The 17,479-nt window shown below is 46.3% G+C and carries 19 protein-coding genes; 2 read left to right on the top strand and 17 right to left on the bottom strand.

The window, feature by feature from the left end; all coding sequences use genetic code 11:
* Positions 1 to 32 precede the first annotated feature (32 nt).
* From ACSNJE_RS09615 to ACSNJE_RS09545, 15 genes are all read right to left on the bottom strand, one after another.
* Positions 33 to 329, bottom strand: coding sequence for a chaperone modulator CbpM (locus tag ACSNJE_RS09615; RefSeq protein ID WP_052217110.1), 297 nt, complete (start codon positions 327 to 329; stop codon positions 33 to 35).
* Complete coding sequence (locus ACSNJE_RS09610; protein WP_461569934.1) at positions 322 to 1,314, bottom strand: DnaJ C-terminal domain-containing protein; 993 nt, start codon at positions 1,312 to 1,314, stop codon at positions 322 to 324. Before ACSNJE_RS09610 ends, ACSNJE_RS09615 begins: the two co-directional genes overlap by 8 nt.
* 92 nt (positions 1,315 to 1,406) lie before the next feature.
* Positions 1,407 to 3,299: a molecular chaperone DnaK gene (gene dnaK / locus ACSNJE_RS09605; RefSeq protein WP_495252551.1), complete on the bottom strand. Its 1,893-nt coding sequence runs from the start codon at positions 3,297 to 3,299 to the stop codon at positions 1,407 to 1,409.
* A 376-nt stretch (positions 3,300 to 3,675) separates the two neighbouring features.
* Positions 3,676 to 4,593: a SufB/SufD family protein gene (locus ACSNJE_RS09600; protein ID WP_474773420.1), complete on the bottom strand. Its 918-nt coding sequence runs from the start codon at positions 4,591 to 4,593 to the stop codon at positions 3,676 to 3,678.
* Positions 4,577 to 5,323 carry an ABC transporter ATP-binding protein gene (locus ACSNJE_RS09595; RefSeq protein WP_474773421.1) on the bottom strand — a complete coding sequence of 249 codons (747 nt, stop codon included), beginning with the start codon at positions 5,321 to 5,323 and terminating at the stop codon, positions 4,577 to 4,579. Before ACSNJE_RS09595 ends, ACSNJE_RS09600 begins: the two co-directional genes overlap by 17 nt.
* Before the next feature lie 211 nt (positions 5,324 to 5,534).
* The gene (locus ACSNJE_RS09590; RefSeq protein ID WP_495252550.1) at positions 5,535 to 7,109 is read right to left on the bottom strand and encodes an ABC1 kinase family protein; all 1,575 of its coding nucleotides are present in this window, start codon (positions 7,107 to 7,109) and stop codon (positions 5,535 to 5,537) included.
* Positions 7,110 to 7,148: 39 nt separating this feature from the next.
* On the bottom strand, positions 7,149 to 7,457 hold the full coding sequence (locus tag ACSNJE_RS09585; protein WP_013119806.1) for a phasin family protein: 309 nt from the start codon (positions 7,455 to 7,457) through the stop codon (positions 7,149 to 7,151).
* Between the two features lie 127 nt (positions 7,458 to 7,584).
* On the bottom strand, positions 7,585 to 7,905 hold the full coding sequence (locus ACSNJE_RS09580; protein ID WP_474660659.1) for an AzlD domain-containing protein: 321 nt from the start codon (positions 7,903 to 7,905) through the stop codon (positions 7,585 to 7,587).
* A complete protein-coding gene (locus ACSNJE_RS09575; RefSeq protein ID WP_495252549.1) occupies positions 7,875 to 8,567 on the bottom strand; it encodes an AzlC family ABC transporter permease in 693 nt (230 codons plus the stop codon). The genes ACSNJE_RS09580 and ACSNJE_RS09575 overlap by 31 nt, the downstream gene beginning before the upstream one ends.
* A 70-nt stretch (positions 8,568 to 8,637) precedes the next feature.
* On the bottom strand, positions 8,638 to 9,114 hold the full coding sequence (locus tag ACSNJE_RS09570; protein WP_495252548.1) for a MarR family winged helix-turn-helix transcriptional regulator: 477 nt from the start codon (positions 9,112 to 9,114) through the stop codon (positions 8,638 to 8,640).
* Positions 9,115 to 9,128: 14 nt separating this feature from the next.
* Positions 9,129 to 10,709, bottom strand: coding sequence for a DHA2 family efflux MFS transporter permease subunit (locus ACSNJE_RS09565; RefSeq protein ID WP_495252547.1), 1,581 nt, complete (start codon positions 10,707 to 10,709; stop codon positions 9,129 to 9,131).
* A 10-nt stretch (positions 10,710 to 10,719) separates the two neighbouring features.
* A complete protein-coding gene (locus ACSNJE_RS09560; RefSeq protein WP_495252546.1) occupies positions 10,720 to 11,373 on the bottom strand; it encodes an HlyD family secretion protein in 654 nt (217 codons plus the stop codon).
* Between the two features lie 200 nt (positions 11,374 to 11,573).
* A complete protein-coding gene (locus ACSNJE_RS09555; protein WP_474773424.1) occupies positions 11,574 to 12,050 on the bottom strand; it encodes a putative toxin-antitoxin system toxin component, PIN family in 477 nt (158 codons plus the stop codon).
* Positions 12,019 to 12,171 carry a hypothetical protein gene (locus tag ACSNJE_RS09550; RefSeq protein ID WP_474660654.1) on the bottom strand — a complete coding sequence of 51 codons (153 nt, stop codon included), beginning with the start codon at positions 12,169 to 12,171 and terminating at the stop codon, positions 12,019 to 12,021. Before ACSNJE_RS09550 ends, ACSNJE_RS09555 begins: the two co-directional genes overlap by 32 nt.
* Before the next feature lie 134 nt (positions 12,172 to 12,305).
* On the bottom strand, positions 12,306 to 13,016 hold the full coding sequence (locus tag ACSNJE_RS09545) for a type 1 glutamine amidotransferase (RefSeq protein ID WP_495252545.1): 711 nt from the start codon (positions 13,014 to 13,016) through the stop codon (positions 12,306 to 12,308).
* Positions 13,017 to 13,347: 331 nt separating this feature from the next.
* Between ACSNJE_RS09545 and ACSNJE_RS09540 the strand changes: the two genes are divergently transcribed.
* Complete coding sequence (locus tag ACSNJE_RS09540) at positions 13,348 to 14,538, top strand: M24 family metallopeptidase (RefSeq protein ID WP_495252544.1); 1,191 nt, start codon at positions 13,348 to 13,350, stop codon at positions 14,536 to 14,538.
* A 12-nt stretch (positions 14,539 to 14,550) separates the two neighbouring features.
* Here ACSNJE_RS09540 and ACSNJE_RS09535 read toward each other — a convergent pair whose 3' ends face one another.
* Both ACSNJE_RS09535 and ACSNJE_RS09530 read right to left on the bottom strand, forming a co-directional pair.
* Complete coding sequence (locus ACSNJE_RS09535; RefSeq protein WP_052217125.1) at positions 14,551 to 14,976, bottom strand: universal stress protein; 426 nt, start codon at positions 14,974 to 14,976, stop codon at positions 14,551 to 14,553.
* Positions 14,977 to 15,175: 199 nt separating this feature from the next.
* On the bottom strand, positions 15,176 to 15,622 hold the full coding sequence (locus tag ACSNJE_RS09530) for an Hsp20/alpha crystallin family protein (RefSeq protein ID WP_052217126.1): 447 nt from the start codon (positions 15,620 to 15,622) through the stop codon (positions 15,176 to 15,178).
* A gap of 329 nt (positions 15,623 to 15,951) precedes the next feature.
* On the opposite strand from ACSNJE_RS09530, the gene cls reads away from it, so the two are divergent.
* Positions 15,952 to 17,436: a cardiolipin synthase gene (gene cls / locus ACSNJE_RS09525; protein WP_495252543.1), complete on the top strand. Its 1,485-nt coding sequence runs from the start codon at positions 15,952 to 15,954 to the stop codon at positions 17,434 to 17,436.
* Positions 17,437 to 17,479: the final 43 nt, after the last annotated feature.

Genomic DNA, 17,479 nt, shown 5'->3' with positions numbered 1-17,479 from the left:
TATCCCGGAGGACCATGCGGTCTCCCGGGTATTCACCTCCTTTTCAGTCGTTCTATTTCATCCTGCAGCTCTTCAACCTGCTCCAGCAAATCAAGTATAATTGCCGCTCCCGGCAGGTTGACACCGAGGTCCCGGCGCAGTCGCAGTATTTTATGCGCGCGCATTACCTGGCAGGCCGGTATCTGGCCCCGGCGCACCTCAACTATACCTAACTCGGCCAATTTGTACATGATTTCAGGATGTATATCGAGCTCAGCGATATCTATCCAGGTATCTTCATCATCAACAGACAGGGTGTGGCGGAAAATCCGAATGTAAAACTTATCCATTGATTGACACCCCTTCCCTCAGGGCGGCTAACTGCCGGTAAAGCTGCTCTTCTTGCGGAGTAAGCCGGTCCGGTATGTCTATTCTTATGCGTACATACTCATCTCCGCGTCCTTCCCCGGCAGGCAGGCCTTTTCCGCGCAAACGCAGTTTATGCCCGGTTCTGGTACCGGGAGGAACTTTAACGCTAACCAGGCCGTCCAGGGTAGGAACTTTTACTTGGGCGCCCAATACTGCCTGTTCAGGACGCAAAGTCACTTCTGTTTCAATGTCGCTGCCGTTAACTGTAAACCTGGGGTGAGGAAGAAGCCGTATTTTCAGGTACAAATCACCTCTGCCACCGCCATTAAGGCCTTCACCGCCCTGCCCCTTCAGCCTGATGCGGCTGCCGTCTTTCACCCCGGGCGGGATCTTTACCGCCAGGGTCCTGGTCGTGTTGGTCACCCCTACGCCGCCGCAACGGTTGCAAAAGGAATCAAAGGCAACCCCCGTCCCCCCGCAGGCAGGACAAATTTCACCGGTTGATAGCTGGATAGTCTTTTCCCCACCCCGGTAAGCTTCTTCCAGGGTAAGCTCCAACTCACTTTCCACGTCCTGTCCCCGGACAGGCCCACGGCGGGCAGCCCGGGCCCGTTTAAAGGGCGCTCCGCCGCCGAAGAGCATTTCAAAGAAATCGCTGAAACCGCTGACATCATCCGTACTGTAAAAGTGGAAGCCCTCCATGTCAGGCGGCGGGCGGAAATCCTGTCCGTCCTGCCAATTGGCCCCCAACCGGTCATACTTGGCCCTCTTTTCCGGGTCTTTTAATACTTCGTAAGCTTCATTTATCTGCTTAAATTTCTCCTCTGCCTCGGCTTTATCTTTACCCGTATGTAAATCGGGGTGCCATTTCCGCGCCAGCTTTCGGTAAGCGGCCTTTATTTCCCTGTCGGTGGCATCACGGCTGACGCCCAGTATTTTGTAGTAGTCCTGATAAGAAACACCCATATAAGCTTTCACCTACCTTTTTTTAAGGCCTTCCGGGTCCGATAGGAATAAGGGCTATAACCTCCCGTCCCCCGGTTCAGGAATTGCTATAGTTATTTTTCTTCAAATTCAACATCCACTACATCATCTCCACCGGGTTTCCGGTCACCGCAAGTTCCAGCGCCGCATCCGGCCGCTGTAGCGCCTGCTCCATAGGCGGCCTGGGCCAGGCCTGTAGCTGCTTGCCGAAGTTCGTTCATCAATCGACGAATACTTTCTATCGGAGCATTTTCCCTGGTAGCAGTTCTAATACTACTGATCAATTCTTCAATACGCGCTTTGTCTGCTAAAGGCGCTTTATCGCCCAATTCTTTAAGCTGCCGGTCTACCTGGTAAGCCAGAGCATCAGCCTCGTTTCTGGTCTCTGCCTCCTGCTTCCGTTTCCTGTCTTCCGCAGCATGTAATTCTGCCTCCCGGATCATCCGGTCAATTTCGCTCTGCTCGAGGCTGGTGGACCCGTTAATAGTTATAGTTTGTTCTTTTCCCGTCGTTTTATCACGGGCGCTTACTTTTAGAATGCCATTGGCATCAATGTCGAAGGTTACCTCAATCTGTGGGATTCCCCGTGGCGCGGGCGGAATTCCGTCCAGTTTAAACTGCCCTAAAGACCTGTTGTCGCGGGCCATTTCCCTTTCACCCTGCAGGACATGAATGTCCACAGAAGTCTGGTTATCCTCAGCAGTACTAAAAATCTCGCTGCGGCGCACAGGAATAGTGGTATTACGTTCAATGAGCCTGGTCATTACGCCGCCCATTGTCTCTACCCCAAGGGAAAGAGGAGTCACGTCCAGCAGCAGCACATCTTTTACTTCTCCTGCCAGGACACCGGCCTGAATGGCAGCGCCGCATGCAACCACCTCATCGGGATTAACGCTCTGGTTCGGGTCCTTGCCGCCCGACAACTCACGCACCAATTTTTGTACAGCAGGTATCCTGGTAGAACCGCCAACCAGTATCACTTCATCAATGTCTTTTTCCGTCAGCTTCGCATCGTTTAAAGCCGCTTTTACCGGGCCGCGGCAACGTTCAACCAGGTCATGGGTCAGTTCATCAAATTTTGCCCTGGTGAGCTTTAAGTCCAGGTGTTTGGGCCCGGAAGCATCGGCGGTAATAAAAGGTAGATTGATGTGGGTCTCCGTTGTAGCCGAAAGCTCAATTTTAGCCTTTTCTGCCGCTTCCGTCAGCCGCTGCAAGGCCTGCTTGTCTTTGCGCAGGTCGATACCGTAATCCTTTTTGAATTCCTCCGCCATCCAATCCACTATGGCCTTGTCAAAGTTATCACCGCCCAGGTGGGTATCCCCGTTGGTGGCTTTTACCTCAAACACACCATCGCCAACCTCCAGGATGGAAACGTCAAAGGTTCCACCGCCCAGGTCAAAGACCATAATGGTCTTATTTTCTTTTTTGTCCAATCCGTAAGCCAAGGCCGCAGCCGTAGGCTCGTTGATAATTCGCAATACGTTCAGACCCGCAATTTTGCCGGCATCCTTAGTGGCCTGCCGCTGGGCATCATTGAAGTATGCAGGTACGGTAATGACGGCGTCCGTTACCTTTTCCCCGAGGTAGCTGGATGCGTCATCGACCAGTTTGCGGAGCACTGCCGCAGATACTTCTTCCGGCGCGTACGTCTTGCCCCTGATGTCAAACCTCACGGCATCGTTGGGACCGGCTACCACTTTATAAGGGACCATCTCCCTTTCGCCGGATACCTCAGAATAGCGACGGCCAATAAAACGTTTTACAGAGTAAAGAGTATTTTCAGGATTTAATACGGCCTGGCGACGGGCCAACTGGCCAACCAGCCTTTCGCCGTCTTGCTTAAAGGCAACAACGGAAGGGGTAGTCCTGGCCCCCTCGGCATTGGCAATAACTGTGGGTTTGCCCCCTTCAATCACGGCTACCACCGAGTTGGTGGTCCCTAAGTCTATACCAACAGCTTTACCCATACAAAAACCTCCTTTTTTAAACAAAATTTTAAACTTGAGTGGGTCAAATTATAAGCTTTTTCCGGTAAAACGTTAAATTTTATGTACAAGCTGATGATTTAAAGCCCCGACCCTCACCTGACCTTTATTGACTTTGACCTTTCTTGACTTTTATTATCCGGTAATATTGCTTTGATTGCAACTTCGCTGGTAAACGGTTTTGCGGCCAAATTTTGCCTTTTGACCTTATTTGACCTTGTTGGATTTTTCTGTCATCTTCTTACGTTTCTTTTCTTGTTATTTCATACATTACTCATATCTCATATAATTTTGATGAATTTATCCATAAATAAAAAGGAGCTATCCTTAAGTCATTTGAGGATAGCCCCTTGGCTGCCTACTTTAAAAATCCTTGGAGAATTGTTTCTTCAGCTTCCGCTTCCGTTAGTCCCAGCGACATAAGCTTGATTAACTGCTCGCCCGCTATTTTTCCGATAGCCGCTTCATGTACCAACCGGGCGTCAGGATGATTGGCTGCTATTTCAGGCACAGACCGGACGTGGGCCTGGTGCATGATAATCGAGTCGCACTGTACGTGAGCGCGGCACCTGTTAAACCCTACCACTCGCGGGTAGAAAATCTGCCTGGAATTGTCCTGAGCTACTGAACGGGATATGACCTGGGTAGATGCATCCTGGCCAATAAGTTCTACCAGTATATTGGATTCGGCAAACTGCTGCCCGTGGGTAAGCATGCGTTCTGTGACCAAAAGGTGCGCATCTTTATGAAGCCTGGCTTTAGTCTCTCTCCTGGTGCTGTCAACACCCCTGATCTGCACCAGTTCCAACTCGGCATAGCCACCCTCTTCAATTTCAATAATGGTTACCGGATTGAGGATTTTTTCCCCTTTGCCCTCACCCTCACCATAGTGCTTTTCTATGTAACGCATCCGGGCACCCTTGCGGATGATAAAGTCGTGAATGCCGTTATGTTCAGCCTTACTTTCGCCCGGGTTATGAATGCCGCAGCCGGCCACTACTACCACATCGGCTCCTTCACCAATGTCAAAGGTATTATATACCACATCTTCCAGTCCTTCACTGGTAATGATAACAGGAATATGCACACTTTCCCCCCTGGTTCCCGGTTTGACAATGATATCAATCCCCGGCTTGTCCTCTTTCGGTCTGATTTCTATATTGGCCGTGCTGTTGCGGCTGATACCCGTACCATTTTTTCGGATGTTGTAAGCGCCCTGGGGTATAGAATGCAAATCGGCTATTGTCTTCAATAAGTGGCTATCTAATGCATTCATCGACGTTCTCATCCCTTTCGGTACAGTCTCTGAAGTAAGTGAATCCAATATCATTCATCATGAGCGGCCAGAGTTCATCCTTGCTGCCCTTTTCTTTCACGGTCCCGTCGGCAATCAGGATAATCTCATCGGCCAGGCTTAGAATCCGTTCCTGGTGCGAAATAATTACCAGGGTGGTATCATACTTGGTATGCACGTTTTTAAAGGTCTCCGTCAACTTACTAAAACTCCACAAATCAATACCAGCTTCCGGCTCATCGTATACTGCCACTTTCAAATTCCTCGCCAGCAGGGTGGCAATTTCGATGCGTTTTAATTCACCCCCCGACAGACTGGCATCCATTTCCCTGTCCACATAGTCGTGAGCGCAAAGTCCCACATCAGCCAGGTAACTGCAACCTTTTATGTCCCTGCCGGCTGCTATCTGCAGCAATTCCCCTACAGTAATACCCTTAAAGCGGGGCGGCTGTTGGAAAGCGTAACCGATACCGAGCCTGGCCCGCTCATAAATACTCAAGTCTGTTATATCCTGGCCATTGAAAAGGATTTTCCCCGATGTGGGCCTGTATATCCCCATGATGGCCTTGGCCAGGGAGGACTTACCCCCACCGTTCGGACCGGTAAAAACATAAAGGCGGTTATCTTCCAGGGTCAGGTTAATGTCTTTGAGAATCTGAACCTGTCCCTTATCCCCCTCTACTGTTAACGATAAGTTCTTTATTTCCAGCACCAATATTCCCTCCTGACGGATTCCTGGTTTAAATCCAAAAACTACAGGGGTATTTTTCTTTGTCCACCCACATTTATCCTCCTGCCGGGATAAAAAAGTACAAATAATTTTGGGCAGGATTCTACAATAATTGGATCCGGCTATTGATTAAGAGCTTAGAAAAAGCCGGCTATTTTATAGCCGGCGCTACATCTTTCCTAAATATAAAGCGCTACATCTTTCCCGAATATAAGATCGAAATCAACAGCCAGGTCCCCATCACAGCCGCGCCAAGAAAGCCTACCAGGCCGAATACCGAAATGCCATAAATCTTTGGCCCCACATTGGCATTAATTACAATCGAGGAACCTATCACCAGGGATGAAAGCACAAGGCCAAAAACCAGCCGGTTCACCATTTTATTTAATTTATTCAGCGCTTCATCCAGGTTGGTATGTTCCATCTGCACCCGAATTTTCCCCGCCAGGGCGCCGTTGATAAGCTCAAGGAGCCTAACAGGAAGTTTAGCCCCTAATTTGGTCAGGGTATAGAAATTTTCTAACTGCCGGGTCAGGTCCTGCTTTATATTCCGCTTGCTTAAAATATAACGTCTGGCGTAAGGCAAGGCCAAATCCATAATATTGATTTCGGGCGCCAGCCTGGCCACCAGCCCCTCAATGGTCACCAGCCCCTTGGCCATCATCACCAGGTCCGCAGGTATGGCAATATTGTTTTTCCGGCAGGCCTTAAAAATCTCTTCCATCATCTGCGGCACATCTATTTCATGTAGAGAAGTTACAATGTAATTATTGTATATCTGTTCTATGTCTGAATATAATTTGCGGGTATCGATGGATCCTTTTTTTATGCCAATGCGTAGAACGTCCTTCTGCATGGCCTCCACATTGCCTGTGGCTATACCGTAAATCAAGGAATTGAATTTTTCAAGCAAACTCTTGTCCAGAACGCCCATCATGCCAAAATCCAGATAGACAATTTTACCTTCCCTGACCAGGATATTGCCGGGATGGGGATCGGCGTGGAAAAAACCGTCTTCAAAAATCTGTTTTAGATAATTATCGGCCAGTTTTACGGCCACATCACGTAAATCATAACCCTCTGCCGCAAGCTGTTCCAGATGGGCAATGGGGATACCTTCCACCCGTTCCATAACAAGGACTTCCCGGGTAGTATATTCTTCAAAAACCCTCGGGCAGGTGATATAAGCCACATCCCGGTTATACTCGTAGAATTTTTTAATGTTGCGCGCTTCCTGCTGAAAGTCCAGCTCTTTATTTGCCGCCCGCCAAAGTTCGCCGGCGGCTTCGTCCAAATCCAGCACCTCTGCCTGTGGAGCATACTTTATAAAGCGGGTTATCCGTCGGAGCAGGGCAATGTCTTTCAGCATTGTCTCCCTTGCCCCCGGGCGCTGAATCTTGACCACCACCCGGTCCCCGTTTTTCAGGACCGCCGGGTGAACAACGGCAAGCGAGGCACAGGCAATAGGTTCTTCTGCAAAAGACAGAAACAGTTCTTCTATAGGCCTTTTTAATTCGTGTTCGATTATTTCTCTGATAACTTCGTAACGTTCAGGTTTTACGTCATCCTGCAGTTTTTGAAACTCTTTGATGTAGGCCTGGGGTATAATATCGGGACGCATGGACAGCATCTGCCCGATTTTAATAAAGGTTGGCCCCAGTTCCTCCAGCGCCAGCCTTACCTGCACAGGATTTGCAATCCCATTTTTCAAACCGTGTTTTAAAAAAACCGAAACAATCTCTTTCAGCCTCTGTTTTTCACTTTTCAATTGACCGGCTCTTTGATCATTAGTATCCATAGCGCTCGTTTACTTATTTTCCAGGTTCTTAATCATTTCTTTCAGCTCGGCAAGTTCCTTTTCCACCCCGGCTTTGAATTCCGCAAATTCTTTTTTCGACACCAGGTTTAAACCCGCCAACAGCTCGCTGTAAGCCTCGGAACCGGCAGCAGCAGTTTTGCTTAGTTTCTTTTTCAGTTCAGCATTTAATTCTTTGCCCTGTTCTATGGAAATTTCCCCTTTTTTCACCAGTTCCTCTATAACGGCAGCGCCTTTTTCATATCCGTAGGCAATAGTACCGATACCGGCCAGCAACAGGTTTTTTAGAGTTTTTTCCATGGTCATACCCCCTGAAATAAAATTTGCAATCCTTAACTTGATAATAACAAAAATACCAATATACAGCAAGCTTCAGGCAAAGCTGCCATAAAAGCTTCCTTAATAGCCTTCCCCACCGGGCCAGACATTATTTCGCCACTAATGCCATTACAAACATGCCGGTAACGAGGGTCCAGACCATATTCCGCGTTTTTATAGCTATCAGAAAAGCAGGAATTGATGTAATGAGGAAATCGTTATGTAAGGAAACGTTCATCTGTCCATCGGGCATGACAACAGAGGGTACAATTATAGCCGCTAATACAGCCGCCGGAATAAATCCCAACCAGTCAATGACCGGCTGCGGAATTTTCAGTTTGCTGAGGATGACCATGGGCAGCAGGCGGGGTAGATAATTTACTACCCACATCCCCAGTATTAAAAGGTAGATTTTTGCCTGTCCCGACATAAAACCACCCCTATCGCCGCCGCTATAACCGTGGCAATAATAATATTGACACTGCTGTCAGTAAACAATGCTATAGTTAAAGATAACAACCCGGATATTACGGCTACCCATAAATTTATTCTGTTTTTCACCTGCATCACCAGCAGGGCAATAAACATAGCCGGCAGGGCAAAATTAACACCGAACCGGTCCATATCTGGTATGATGTTCCCCAACGCAGCCCCGATTGCCGAGTTGGTTATCCAGGACAGGTGCGAAAAAAAGTTGACTCCGAGCATAAAATCACGGTCAGCTTCCTGTTTATCAAACTGGGCCATATTCAATGTAAAGGTTTCGTCAGTGATGCCAAAAGCCAGAATGGACTGGACCCAGGTAGGCATTTTTTTCATATAAGGGGCCATAGAAGCGCTAAAGAGTAAGTAACGCAGGTTTACAAGAAAGTTGGTCAGCAAAATAGCTGGAATGCTTGCTCCGGCCCCCAGCATTCCCACGGCAATAAACTGCCCCGAGCCGGTAAAAGATGTCAGTGACATTAATGTCGTCTGCAAAACATCGAGCCCTTTTTCCCGGGCTATAACACCAAAGGCAATCCCCAAAGGCGTATATCCAAGCATAATCGGTAAGGCCTTTTTACCTCCGGCCAAAAAAGTTGCTCTACTCATTGCTTTTTCTCATCTCCGGATTTTGCGTAATACAATTTTGCATAATATAATAGATATCTTAACACATCCTTTATTTCGGTTCAATGTCAATATTGTTAAGTCTTTTAGATTTCGATTCCATCAAAGAATTCAGGCGCTTTAACCCATATATAATTTTTTCTATTTCTTCTCTGTCCACCCCTTCCAGCAAGCCGGCCAGGTAATTATGCTTGATCATATTCATAGATTCCTTTATTTCCAGCATCCTGGGTGTAAGGGATATCTTGACTGTTCTTCGGTCGCCGGTATCTCGCAACCTGGTCACTGCGCCCTGCTGTTCCAGCCTGTCCACTATACCGGATACAGTGCTTTTGGCCAGGCCCATCCGCTCGCTCAGTTCCTTCAGGGTGATCTCGGGGTAATTATACAGTTCCTGCATCAACATTAGCTGGGGCACGGTAAAGCCATAGTCGCTGATCTGTTCCAGCATCTGGCAGCGAAAATTCTTTAACAGGCTTCTGAACAGACTCTTAATTTCCTCAGCATAATCTCTGATTTTGTCTTCCATTTGCCGTACACCACCTATTCAAACATTACCAGGTGTTCGTCCTTCTGTTTGCTGCTTTTTTTGCCGCGCATCAGCAGGGCCAGCGGGATAGTAACCAATATAATCAGAACTGTCACAAACAGGGTATCGTTGATTGCCTGCACAGCAGCCTCTTTTGCTACCAAACCGAATACGGTACTTACAGATATACCCTGGGCTTCTCCGGCAGGCACACCCTGTTGACTTAACCATCCCTGTATACGGCCAAATAACTCCACGCTGTTAGCGTCAAAGTACGATACTTGTTCCGCCAATCTGATGTAATTAACAGCCTGCCGGTTTGTCATGATGGTTGTCAGAATGGTTATGCCCACAGAACCGGCCACCTGCCGTATAACATTTTGCAGGGCCGATGCCCGGGCCACCAAATGCGAAGGGACCGAGTTCATCCCCGCTGTTGTAATAGGCATCATGGCCAGGCCCAGCCCCACTCCCCGCACGGCCATCAGCCACATAACCATATGAGAATTTGTATCCAGGGTAAGCCGGGACAATTGATAAGTGGACAGCATCAAAATTAGCAGGCCGGGAATAACCACAGGTTTGGCCCCAAACTTGTCAAAGAGTTTTCCCCCGACCGGCATCATTATTCCTGTGGCTACAGCCCCCGGAAACATGATCAAGCCTGTCTGCATAGCAGAATAACCCTGCAGGTTCTGAAAAAACAGGGGCAATAAAAAAACTCCGCCAAAAAGGGCAATGTTGGTAATACTCGATATGATAATGCTCAGCGTATAAGGCCATATCTTTAAAACCCGCAGGTCCAGCAGGGGATCGTCGCGGGTTAGCTCATTGGCCGCAAAGAGCATCAGGCTGAAAATACCCAGTACCAGCAGAAAAACGTTTTTAAATTCGTTCCAGTCTATGGTTGAACCTTCACCAAGCACATATAGTATACTCACTAAGCCAACAGTAGATGATACAAACCCCAGGTAATCAAATCCCCTGGAAAGTTTGCGTGGCGATTCCTTAAGCAACAGGCCCGCCAGGATTACGCCAATAATACCCACGGGAATGTTAATGGTAAAAATCAGGCGCCAATTCAAATGCTCTACTATATACCCGCTCAGCGTAGGGCCGATAGCCGGGGCAGCCATGGCTGCTATACCCCAGATGCCCAAAGCCATACCCCGTTCTTTGGCAGGAATAACCTGGTAGATGATAGACATACTTATGGGCATGATCATGCCACCGCCCAAAGCCTGGATAATCCGCGCGACAATCATGGCCGAATTGCTCCAGGCAAAACCGCACAGAGCCGAACCGACGGTAAAGGCGCCCAGGGCCCAAATATACATTTTCTTGGTCCCGAAGGTATCACTCAGGTACCCGGTAAGCGGGATAACCGGCCCCATAGTTAACATATAAGCGGTGATGACCCACTGTATCTGGTCGGTGGAGACCCCGAAAACATTCATCATCTTGGGAATGGCAATATTGACGATACTGGTGTCAAGGATGGCCATAAAAGTACCGACGACAACAACGATGAGAGCCAGCCATTTATAAAGATTATCCTGATGACCGGCATTCGTACGACCGGCTGCAGCTTTCATACATCCACCCCTACCTAACCCGGATTTTCACAACGGCGCTGGTTCCCGGTTTAAGGGTTACATCATGCTGATCAAGCTGAATTTTCACCGGGACCTTTTGTACCACTTTAGTAAAATTACCTCCTGTGGACGACGGAAGGAGGGAAAAAGTCGCCGTTGTGGCCTGTCCTATTGAAACAACCCGGCCCGTAAAATTCCGGTCTCCGTATTCATCAATTTTGATGTCCGCCTTTTGCCCTTCTTTTATCCGGGCCACCTTTGTCTCATCTATATTGGCGCTAATATAAAGTTTAGCCGGGTCTGCCAGCATGGCTAACATCTGTCCCGGAGCCACCACCTCACCGACAGTCCCCTGTTTTTTCAGCACAATGCCGGTAATGGGAGCTCTGATGTTCGCCATTTCCAGGTTGGCATCAGGCAGGTTGGTAGCCTCCTGCTGTCCCAAAATCTGGTCCTTATGTACCATCTGGCCCTCTTCTATATTAAACTCCTTTAATTTGGCCGCTATTTGGGGGCTGACCCGCACCAGATCGCCGGTAACCCTGGCATCCTCCGTGGTGACATAATAAGTGTTTTCATACCAGTAATATCCGCCCACTCCGGCCATCGCCGCCAACATCAAGATCAAGACTGAAAAAATAATAACTTTCCTTTTCCTGTTCATCCAATCTCTCCCCTCTTCCCTTTCCATTCCAATTATTGTTCATATTTGTTAGCATGCTTATTGTTCTTATGCGAACAATTATAACATAAAAAAAATCATTTTAAAATAACATTGCCCGCATCATCCGGGCATTGACAACGCATAATATTCAAGCATCTCGCCATTTTTTATTCCCGGCATAATAATAAGACCTCTAATTCTTAGAGATCTTTAACAGGACATTTTATCTTTTTATAAATTTTCATAAAATCTTCGGAACTAACAATTTTAACTCTAAATCCTTCCACTGAATGCAAACCACTTTTGAAATCATCTGTTATTAGATAGTCCGCGTTCCCTTCGAGGGCACACTTTAAAAACATTTCATCATATTTATCGTTTAACTTTGGACATTCAGTATCAATTGTGTTAACTGAGTCAGCTTCATAGAATACCTCGCTCAGCAAAAAAAGAAGTCGCAGCCGAGAACGTTTACTACTCATATTTCTAACACTGAATTTTTTGACTATATAAAAAAGCTCGCCAATTGTTTCTTGAGAGAATAGAAGCTTTATTTTATTATTATCAACCAAGCTTAGTATTTCATTACAAACCTCATCACCGTCGAACCATGACTTAACGAAAATATTAGTATCAATTACAACTCTAGGTTTGTTTCTCATACCTTTTGATACCAAGAGATTTCCTCGCTTCGTTTGAAGTCAGTCCTTTTTGTTTCATTGAATTTTGAATGAGTTGCCTCATGTTAGCCATGGCAAACAGTTTGCTTGGTTCCTTTTCTTTAAGTAAAGTATTCATTCTTATACCTCCTTTTGAGGTAAATTTCCGATTAAGAGTACTTCTTCTTTGTCTAACCATATTATACCATCTCCAAATAAACTCTTCAATTCAATACATAGTATTCGCCAATAAAATTAAAATGCCAATTGTTGTCATGATTTTGGTAACTTGATCTTCTTTTCAATGTTATTAAGTAATATTGCCAGTTGTTTTTTTATTTTTTCCAAATTCTCAGTCTCGGACAACATTTTGGCTGCGCTTTGAATATACTTTTCTTCAACCAATTCCCCATTACAGTTCTCAATCAGTTTTTCTATGCTTGCCTTTGAAGTTTCCAGGTGAAACTGTAACCCCAGAACCCTGCCTTTATATTCAAAAGCCTGGTTCTGACAGGCCGCACTTTCTGCAAGCCTGACTGCTCCCGGCGGAATGGTAAAGGTATCCCCATGCCAGTGAAAAGCGACAAACTCGTCGCTAAGGCCGTCAAATAACCCGGAATTGCTTGCTTCGGGGATTTTTCTTACCGGAAACCAACCTATCTCCTTGTACTCGTTCCGAATTACTTTTCCCCCCAAAACATCAGCTATCAATTGTGCTCCAAGGCATATACCCATCACAAATTTGCCGGCATTAATGGCATTTCTTATAAACTCTTTTTCATTAATTAACCAGGGATATTCAACTTCTTCATAAATGTTCATCGGTCCACCCATCACGATTAGCCATTCAAACCGGTCAAGGGCCGGTAAAGTTTCGTCCATATACAATCTTGTTACCGATACTTCATGGCCTTTTTCTCCAGCCCACACTTCAATATTGGCTAAATCCTCAAAGGGCACGTGCTGCAAGTAATGTATTCTCATGCTTATTCCCCCTCATTGTCTGATTATAACATAAATTCCTTTCCCACCATACCGATACTTTGCAAAGGGGAGGCTTTTTCCTCCGGCTTTTTGGAGGGTCCCCGTCTATCAAGCTAACCTCAAAATTTGCTTGCTAGCTGAAGGTTACCGCTGTAATGGTGAAACAATGAGTAAAACGGTTTCCGCCCATAGCTTCGGAGCAAAGGTTGATTCACCATTACAGTTTTAATAGAAACTGCCAAAGCTAAATGTATAATTATTTTAAAGGTTTTTTGGTTCTGATAACGAATAAAGAATATAATTTTGTTTGTTTACGGGAGGTTGAGGATTAATGTTATATACTCCGCAAAAGGAATTGTTCAACAGAATTACCAAGCTGCAAACTCTACTAAGAGAAAAAGACATTGACGGTGCCTTGATCGTTAAATCCACAAATTTATTCTATTTTTCCGGCACAGCCCAAAATGCGTACCTGTTCGTTCCTGCTGAAGGAGCACCGGTATTATTGGTTAAAAAAAGCTTCAGCAGGGCTAAAAAAGAATCGGCCCTGGAAAATATCATGCAGTTGGTCAGCCTGAAAAAAATACCCGCCCAACTGGCCGAGCTGGGCTGCAAATCCCCGGCCACCCTGGGCCTCGAGATGGATAGCTTGCCCGCCAGCACTTATTTATTTTTCCAGCAAATATTCCCCGGTGTACGGTTTACAAACGTCTCCGGTCTGATCAGGGAGATAAGGCAAATAAAATCGGAATATGAAATTAATTTACTGCGTACTTCAGCAAGCAATATGGACAAGATATACAGGCAGATTCCCGGGTTAATAAAGGAAGGCATGGCAGAAATAGAACTGGCCGCCCAAATTGAAGGCATGGCAAGAACTGCCGGACATATGGGGTACATCAGCATGCACGCTTTTAACCAAAGCCCTTATTTCGGCCACCTGTTGTCAGGAGAATCGGGCGCGGTACCGTCAGCCTTTGACGGGCCTACAGGAGGCCCCGGGCTGACTCCCGCCCATCCCCAGGGGGCCGGGTGGAAAAAGATTAAGGCCGGCGAACCCATATCTATAGATTATGTAGGCTTATGGGACGGTTACATTACGGACCAAACACGGATCTTTTCTATTGGACCCCTGCCGGAAAAACTGCAAAAAGCCTTTGACCTGGCCCTGGAAATCCAGGCGGCGGTAGTTGAGCAAATGAAACCGGGCGCCAACGGCAGTGACCTGCATGAACTGTCCCTGGCTATGGCGGCCAAAGCGGGTTTCGCCGAAAATTATATGGGATATGCGCCGGATCAGGCCCGTTTCCTGGGCCACGGGGTCGGACTGGAACTGGATGAACTGCCTGTGTTGGCAAAGGGCCTCGATGCAAGGCTGGAACCGGGCATGGTTATTGCCATTGAACCTAAGTTTGTTATTCCCGGCAAAGGGGTTGTAGGAATAGAGAATACTTTTGTGATTACCGAACAGGGCGCGGAACAGATTACTGTAACGCCGGACGAATTAGTGAGGATTGATTAGGGCTTAAAACACTTAATGTACAATCATTACCGGACACTTGGCATGATGAGCGACCCGGTCACTGACACTACCCAGCAGGAATCCTTTGATTTCTCCCATGCCCCTGCTGCCAATGACAATAAGGTCATAGCTGTTTTGAGCTTCCTTCAATATTTCCCCGGCCGGATGTCCACTCTTGACCACAGTATTACAAGGCAGAGACCCAAGCAACTCCCGGGCTTTGCGTAAAATTTCATTAGCTTCTTTCTCCAGGTTGGCTATTACCGGCTGGGGCACGACCATCTCCGTTCCGAAACCCGATATCAAAACCGGAGGGATTACAGTTACGTGCATAACCGTTAATTCACCGGCAAACTTTTCCGCTATGGCCGCGGCCTTTTGGAGAGCTTTAAAGGAGCATCCCGATCCGTCAACAGGTACCAAAATTTTCTTAAACACAGTGAATTCCCCCTTCACCCTTTTTCCCGCAGGAATTTTTTCGGTACTCCATTACTTCGACCCGCCGGGACGCTGTACCTTCTGCTTAGCAAAATTTCAACAAAAAAAGGCCCGTTGGTTCCCGACCTTTATAAGGATACGGGAAACAACGCGGCCTCTTCTTGACAAATTTTGCCAATTTTTAAGATTATATACAATGTTATTTAATCTCGATCCTGTTACCCTTGTTTTTCCCAGGTTCTCTCTTGGGCAGTACAATGGACAATACCCCGTTTTCAAATTTTGCGCTTACCTGGTCGTTTAAAATATTCGGCACATAGAAACTCCTTACCATGGAACCGTATCTTCTTTCTTTGCGGATATAGTTTTCTTTCTCTTCATTGGTTTCTTCTTTTCTTTCCACTGCTATAGTAAGCCTGTCTTCATTTAGTTCCACGTTAATTTCATCTTTTTTCACCCCTGGAAGTTCCGCTTCCACAACATATTCTTTATCATTTTCCTTAATGTCCACCCTCATCTGACCACCGGTATAAAAAGCGGGCCAAAAATGATCGTGGAAAAAGTTTTCAAACACCCCCTCCAAGTCAAAGATATCTCCCGGTCTTCTCTGTACTCCGTGTCTTCTGTAAGGAGTCAAACCAAACATACAGCAACACCTCCATATTTTTATTTTGACCTTCCCTGACCTTTAATTAATATATAACATCATTATTTTTTAAATTCAAATACAATTTTATACAGTTAAGGGCAAACTGAAATTGAAATAATCAAACAATTTTGGATACCTTAACAAAACGCATTTTTTTTTACCAAGACCTTTTAAATGCTTCCTTTTTTAAACAATTTTGCATATGAGCCCTGTGAATTCCAGTTTTGCATAGAATTCCGTCCGGCAATACATACTTTTGTTTGGCATTTTTTTCTGTTACTATATATTGTAAGAACTATGAGCGTTCAAATACAGGAGGCCAATAAATGTTGGGAACTTTTTGGTCGGCATACGGTGAAAAAATATTATGGGTCTATTCCTTCTCCTCGACAATCCTCATCATCATAGTCAGTATCCTGATTTTTATGGAACGGCGCAACCCTTATAAAACCATTGCCTGGCTGGCCGTGATCAACGTTTTTCCTATCCTAGGGTTTATTTTTTACTTCATGTTCGGACAAAACCGGCGCAAACGCAAACTAATTCGAACCAAATATATCAACGAAATGAACCATTTGCGTGAAATAGTCCGCCGCCAGATCGAGTGTATAAACAGCAACCGGGAAGCAGCCGTAGAAGCCCTGGGCAGTAAAAAGCAGCTAATCAGCCTGCTGCTTAACAATGCCCATGCGCCCTTCACAAGGAGGAACCGGGCCCAGGTCCTGTCTGACGGCCAGGAAGCCTTTGCCGCCATGTTTGCGGAAATGGAAAAAGCCCAGGATCATATACACCTGGAATATTACATAATCCGTGACGACAATATCGGAAATCAACTAAAGAAACTATTAATCAGCAAAGCCAAAAGCGGCGTAAAAGTCAGGGTAATTTACGATGCCGTAGGAAGTTGGAAGCTTTCCAAAAAGTATATCAGCGATCTCCGTGACAGCGGTGTTCAGATAGAACCCTTTTTACCCGTTGCCCTGCCCTTTATCAACAATAAGTTAAATTACCGTAATCATCGAAAAATAACCGTAATCGACGGTAAAGTGGGGTTTCTTGGCGGCCTGAATATTGGCGATGAGTATCTCGGCTGCCATCCCAAATTGGGCAAATGGCGGGATACGCACCTGAAACTGGAAGGTACTGCTGTCCATTTTCTGCAGGTTATCTTCCTGCTGGACTGGGAGTTTGTAAGTGGGGAAAGGCTGTCTAACCCAACCTATTTCCCTGAAGAACCGTGTCCGGGAATTGACCCGGCAAAAGGCAAAGTCATCCAGATAGCAGCCAGTGGTCCCGACTCTGACTGGGAAGCAATACGCCAGTCTTACTTCGCCATGATTAATGCTGCTGAACATTCCATCAAAATCACAACCCCATATCTTATCCCGGATGAAGGAATTTTACTGGCCCTAAAAACATCTGCTCTCAGCGGCGTAAATATAAAAATCATTTTACCCGGCAAACCGGACCATAAAATAGTACAGTGGGCCTCCCAAAGTTATTTCGAAGAATTGATGGAAGCCGGTATCGAGATATACCTTTACCAGCCTGGATTCATACACGCAAAGATTATTTCTGTGGACGGCGAGGTGGCCTCTCTGGGTTCCGCCAATTTAGACATGCGCAGTTTTCAAATAAATTTTGAAGTAAATGCCATGTTATATAATAAGACTTTAGTAGAAAAAATAGATGCTGACTTTGAGGCGGACCTGGCAAAATCGCTCAAACTGCAAATGTCCGATGTGGCGGATAAACCTTTGCCGGCCAGAATTCGCCAGTCAGCGGCCCGCTTGCTTTCCCCTCTATTATGACAAGAGAAAACAAAATTAGACAGGAATTCTTTCATTTTTGTTT

This window comes from Thermincola sp. GK-1 (assembly GCF_059412445.1).
The sequence above is the reverse complement of the archived record's forward strand: the minus strand, read 5'-3'. Positions and strand labels throughout refer to the sequence as shown.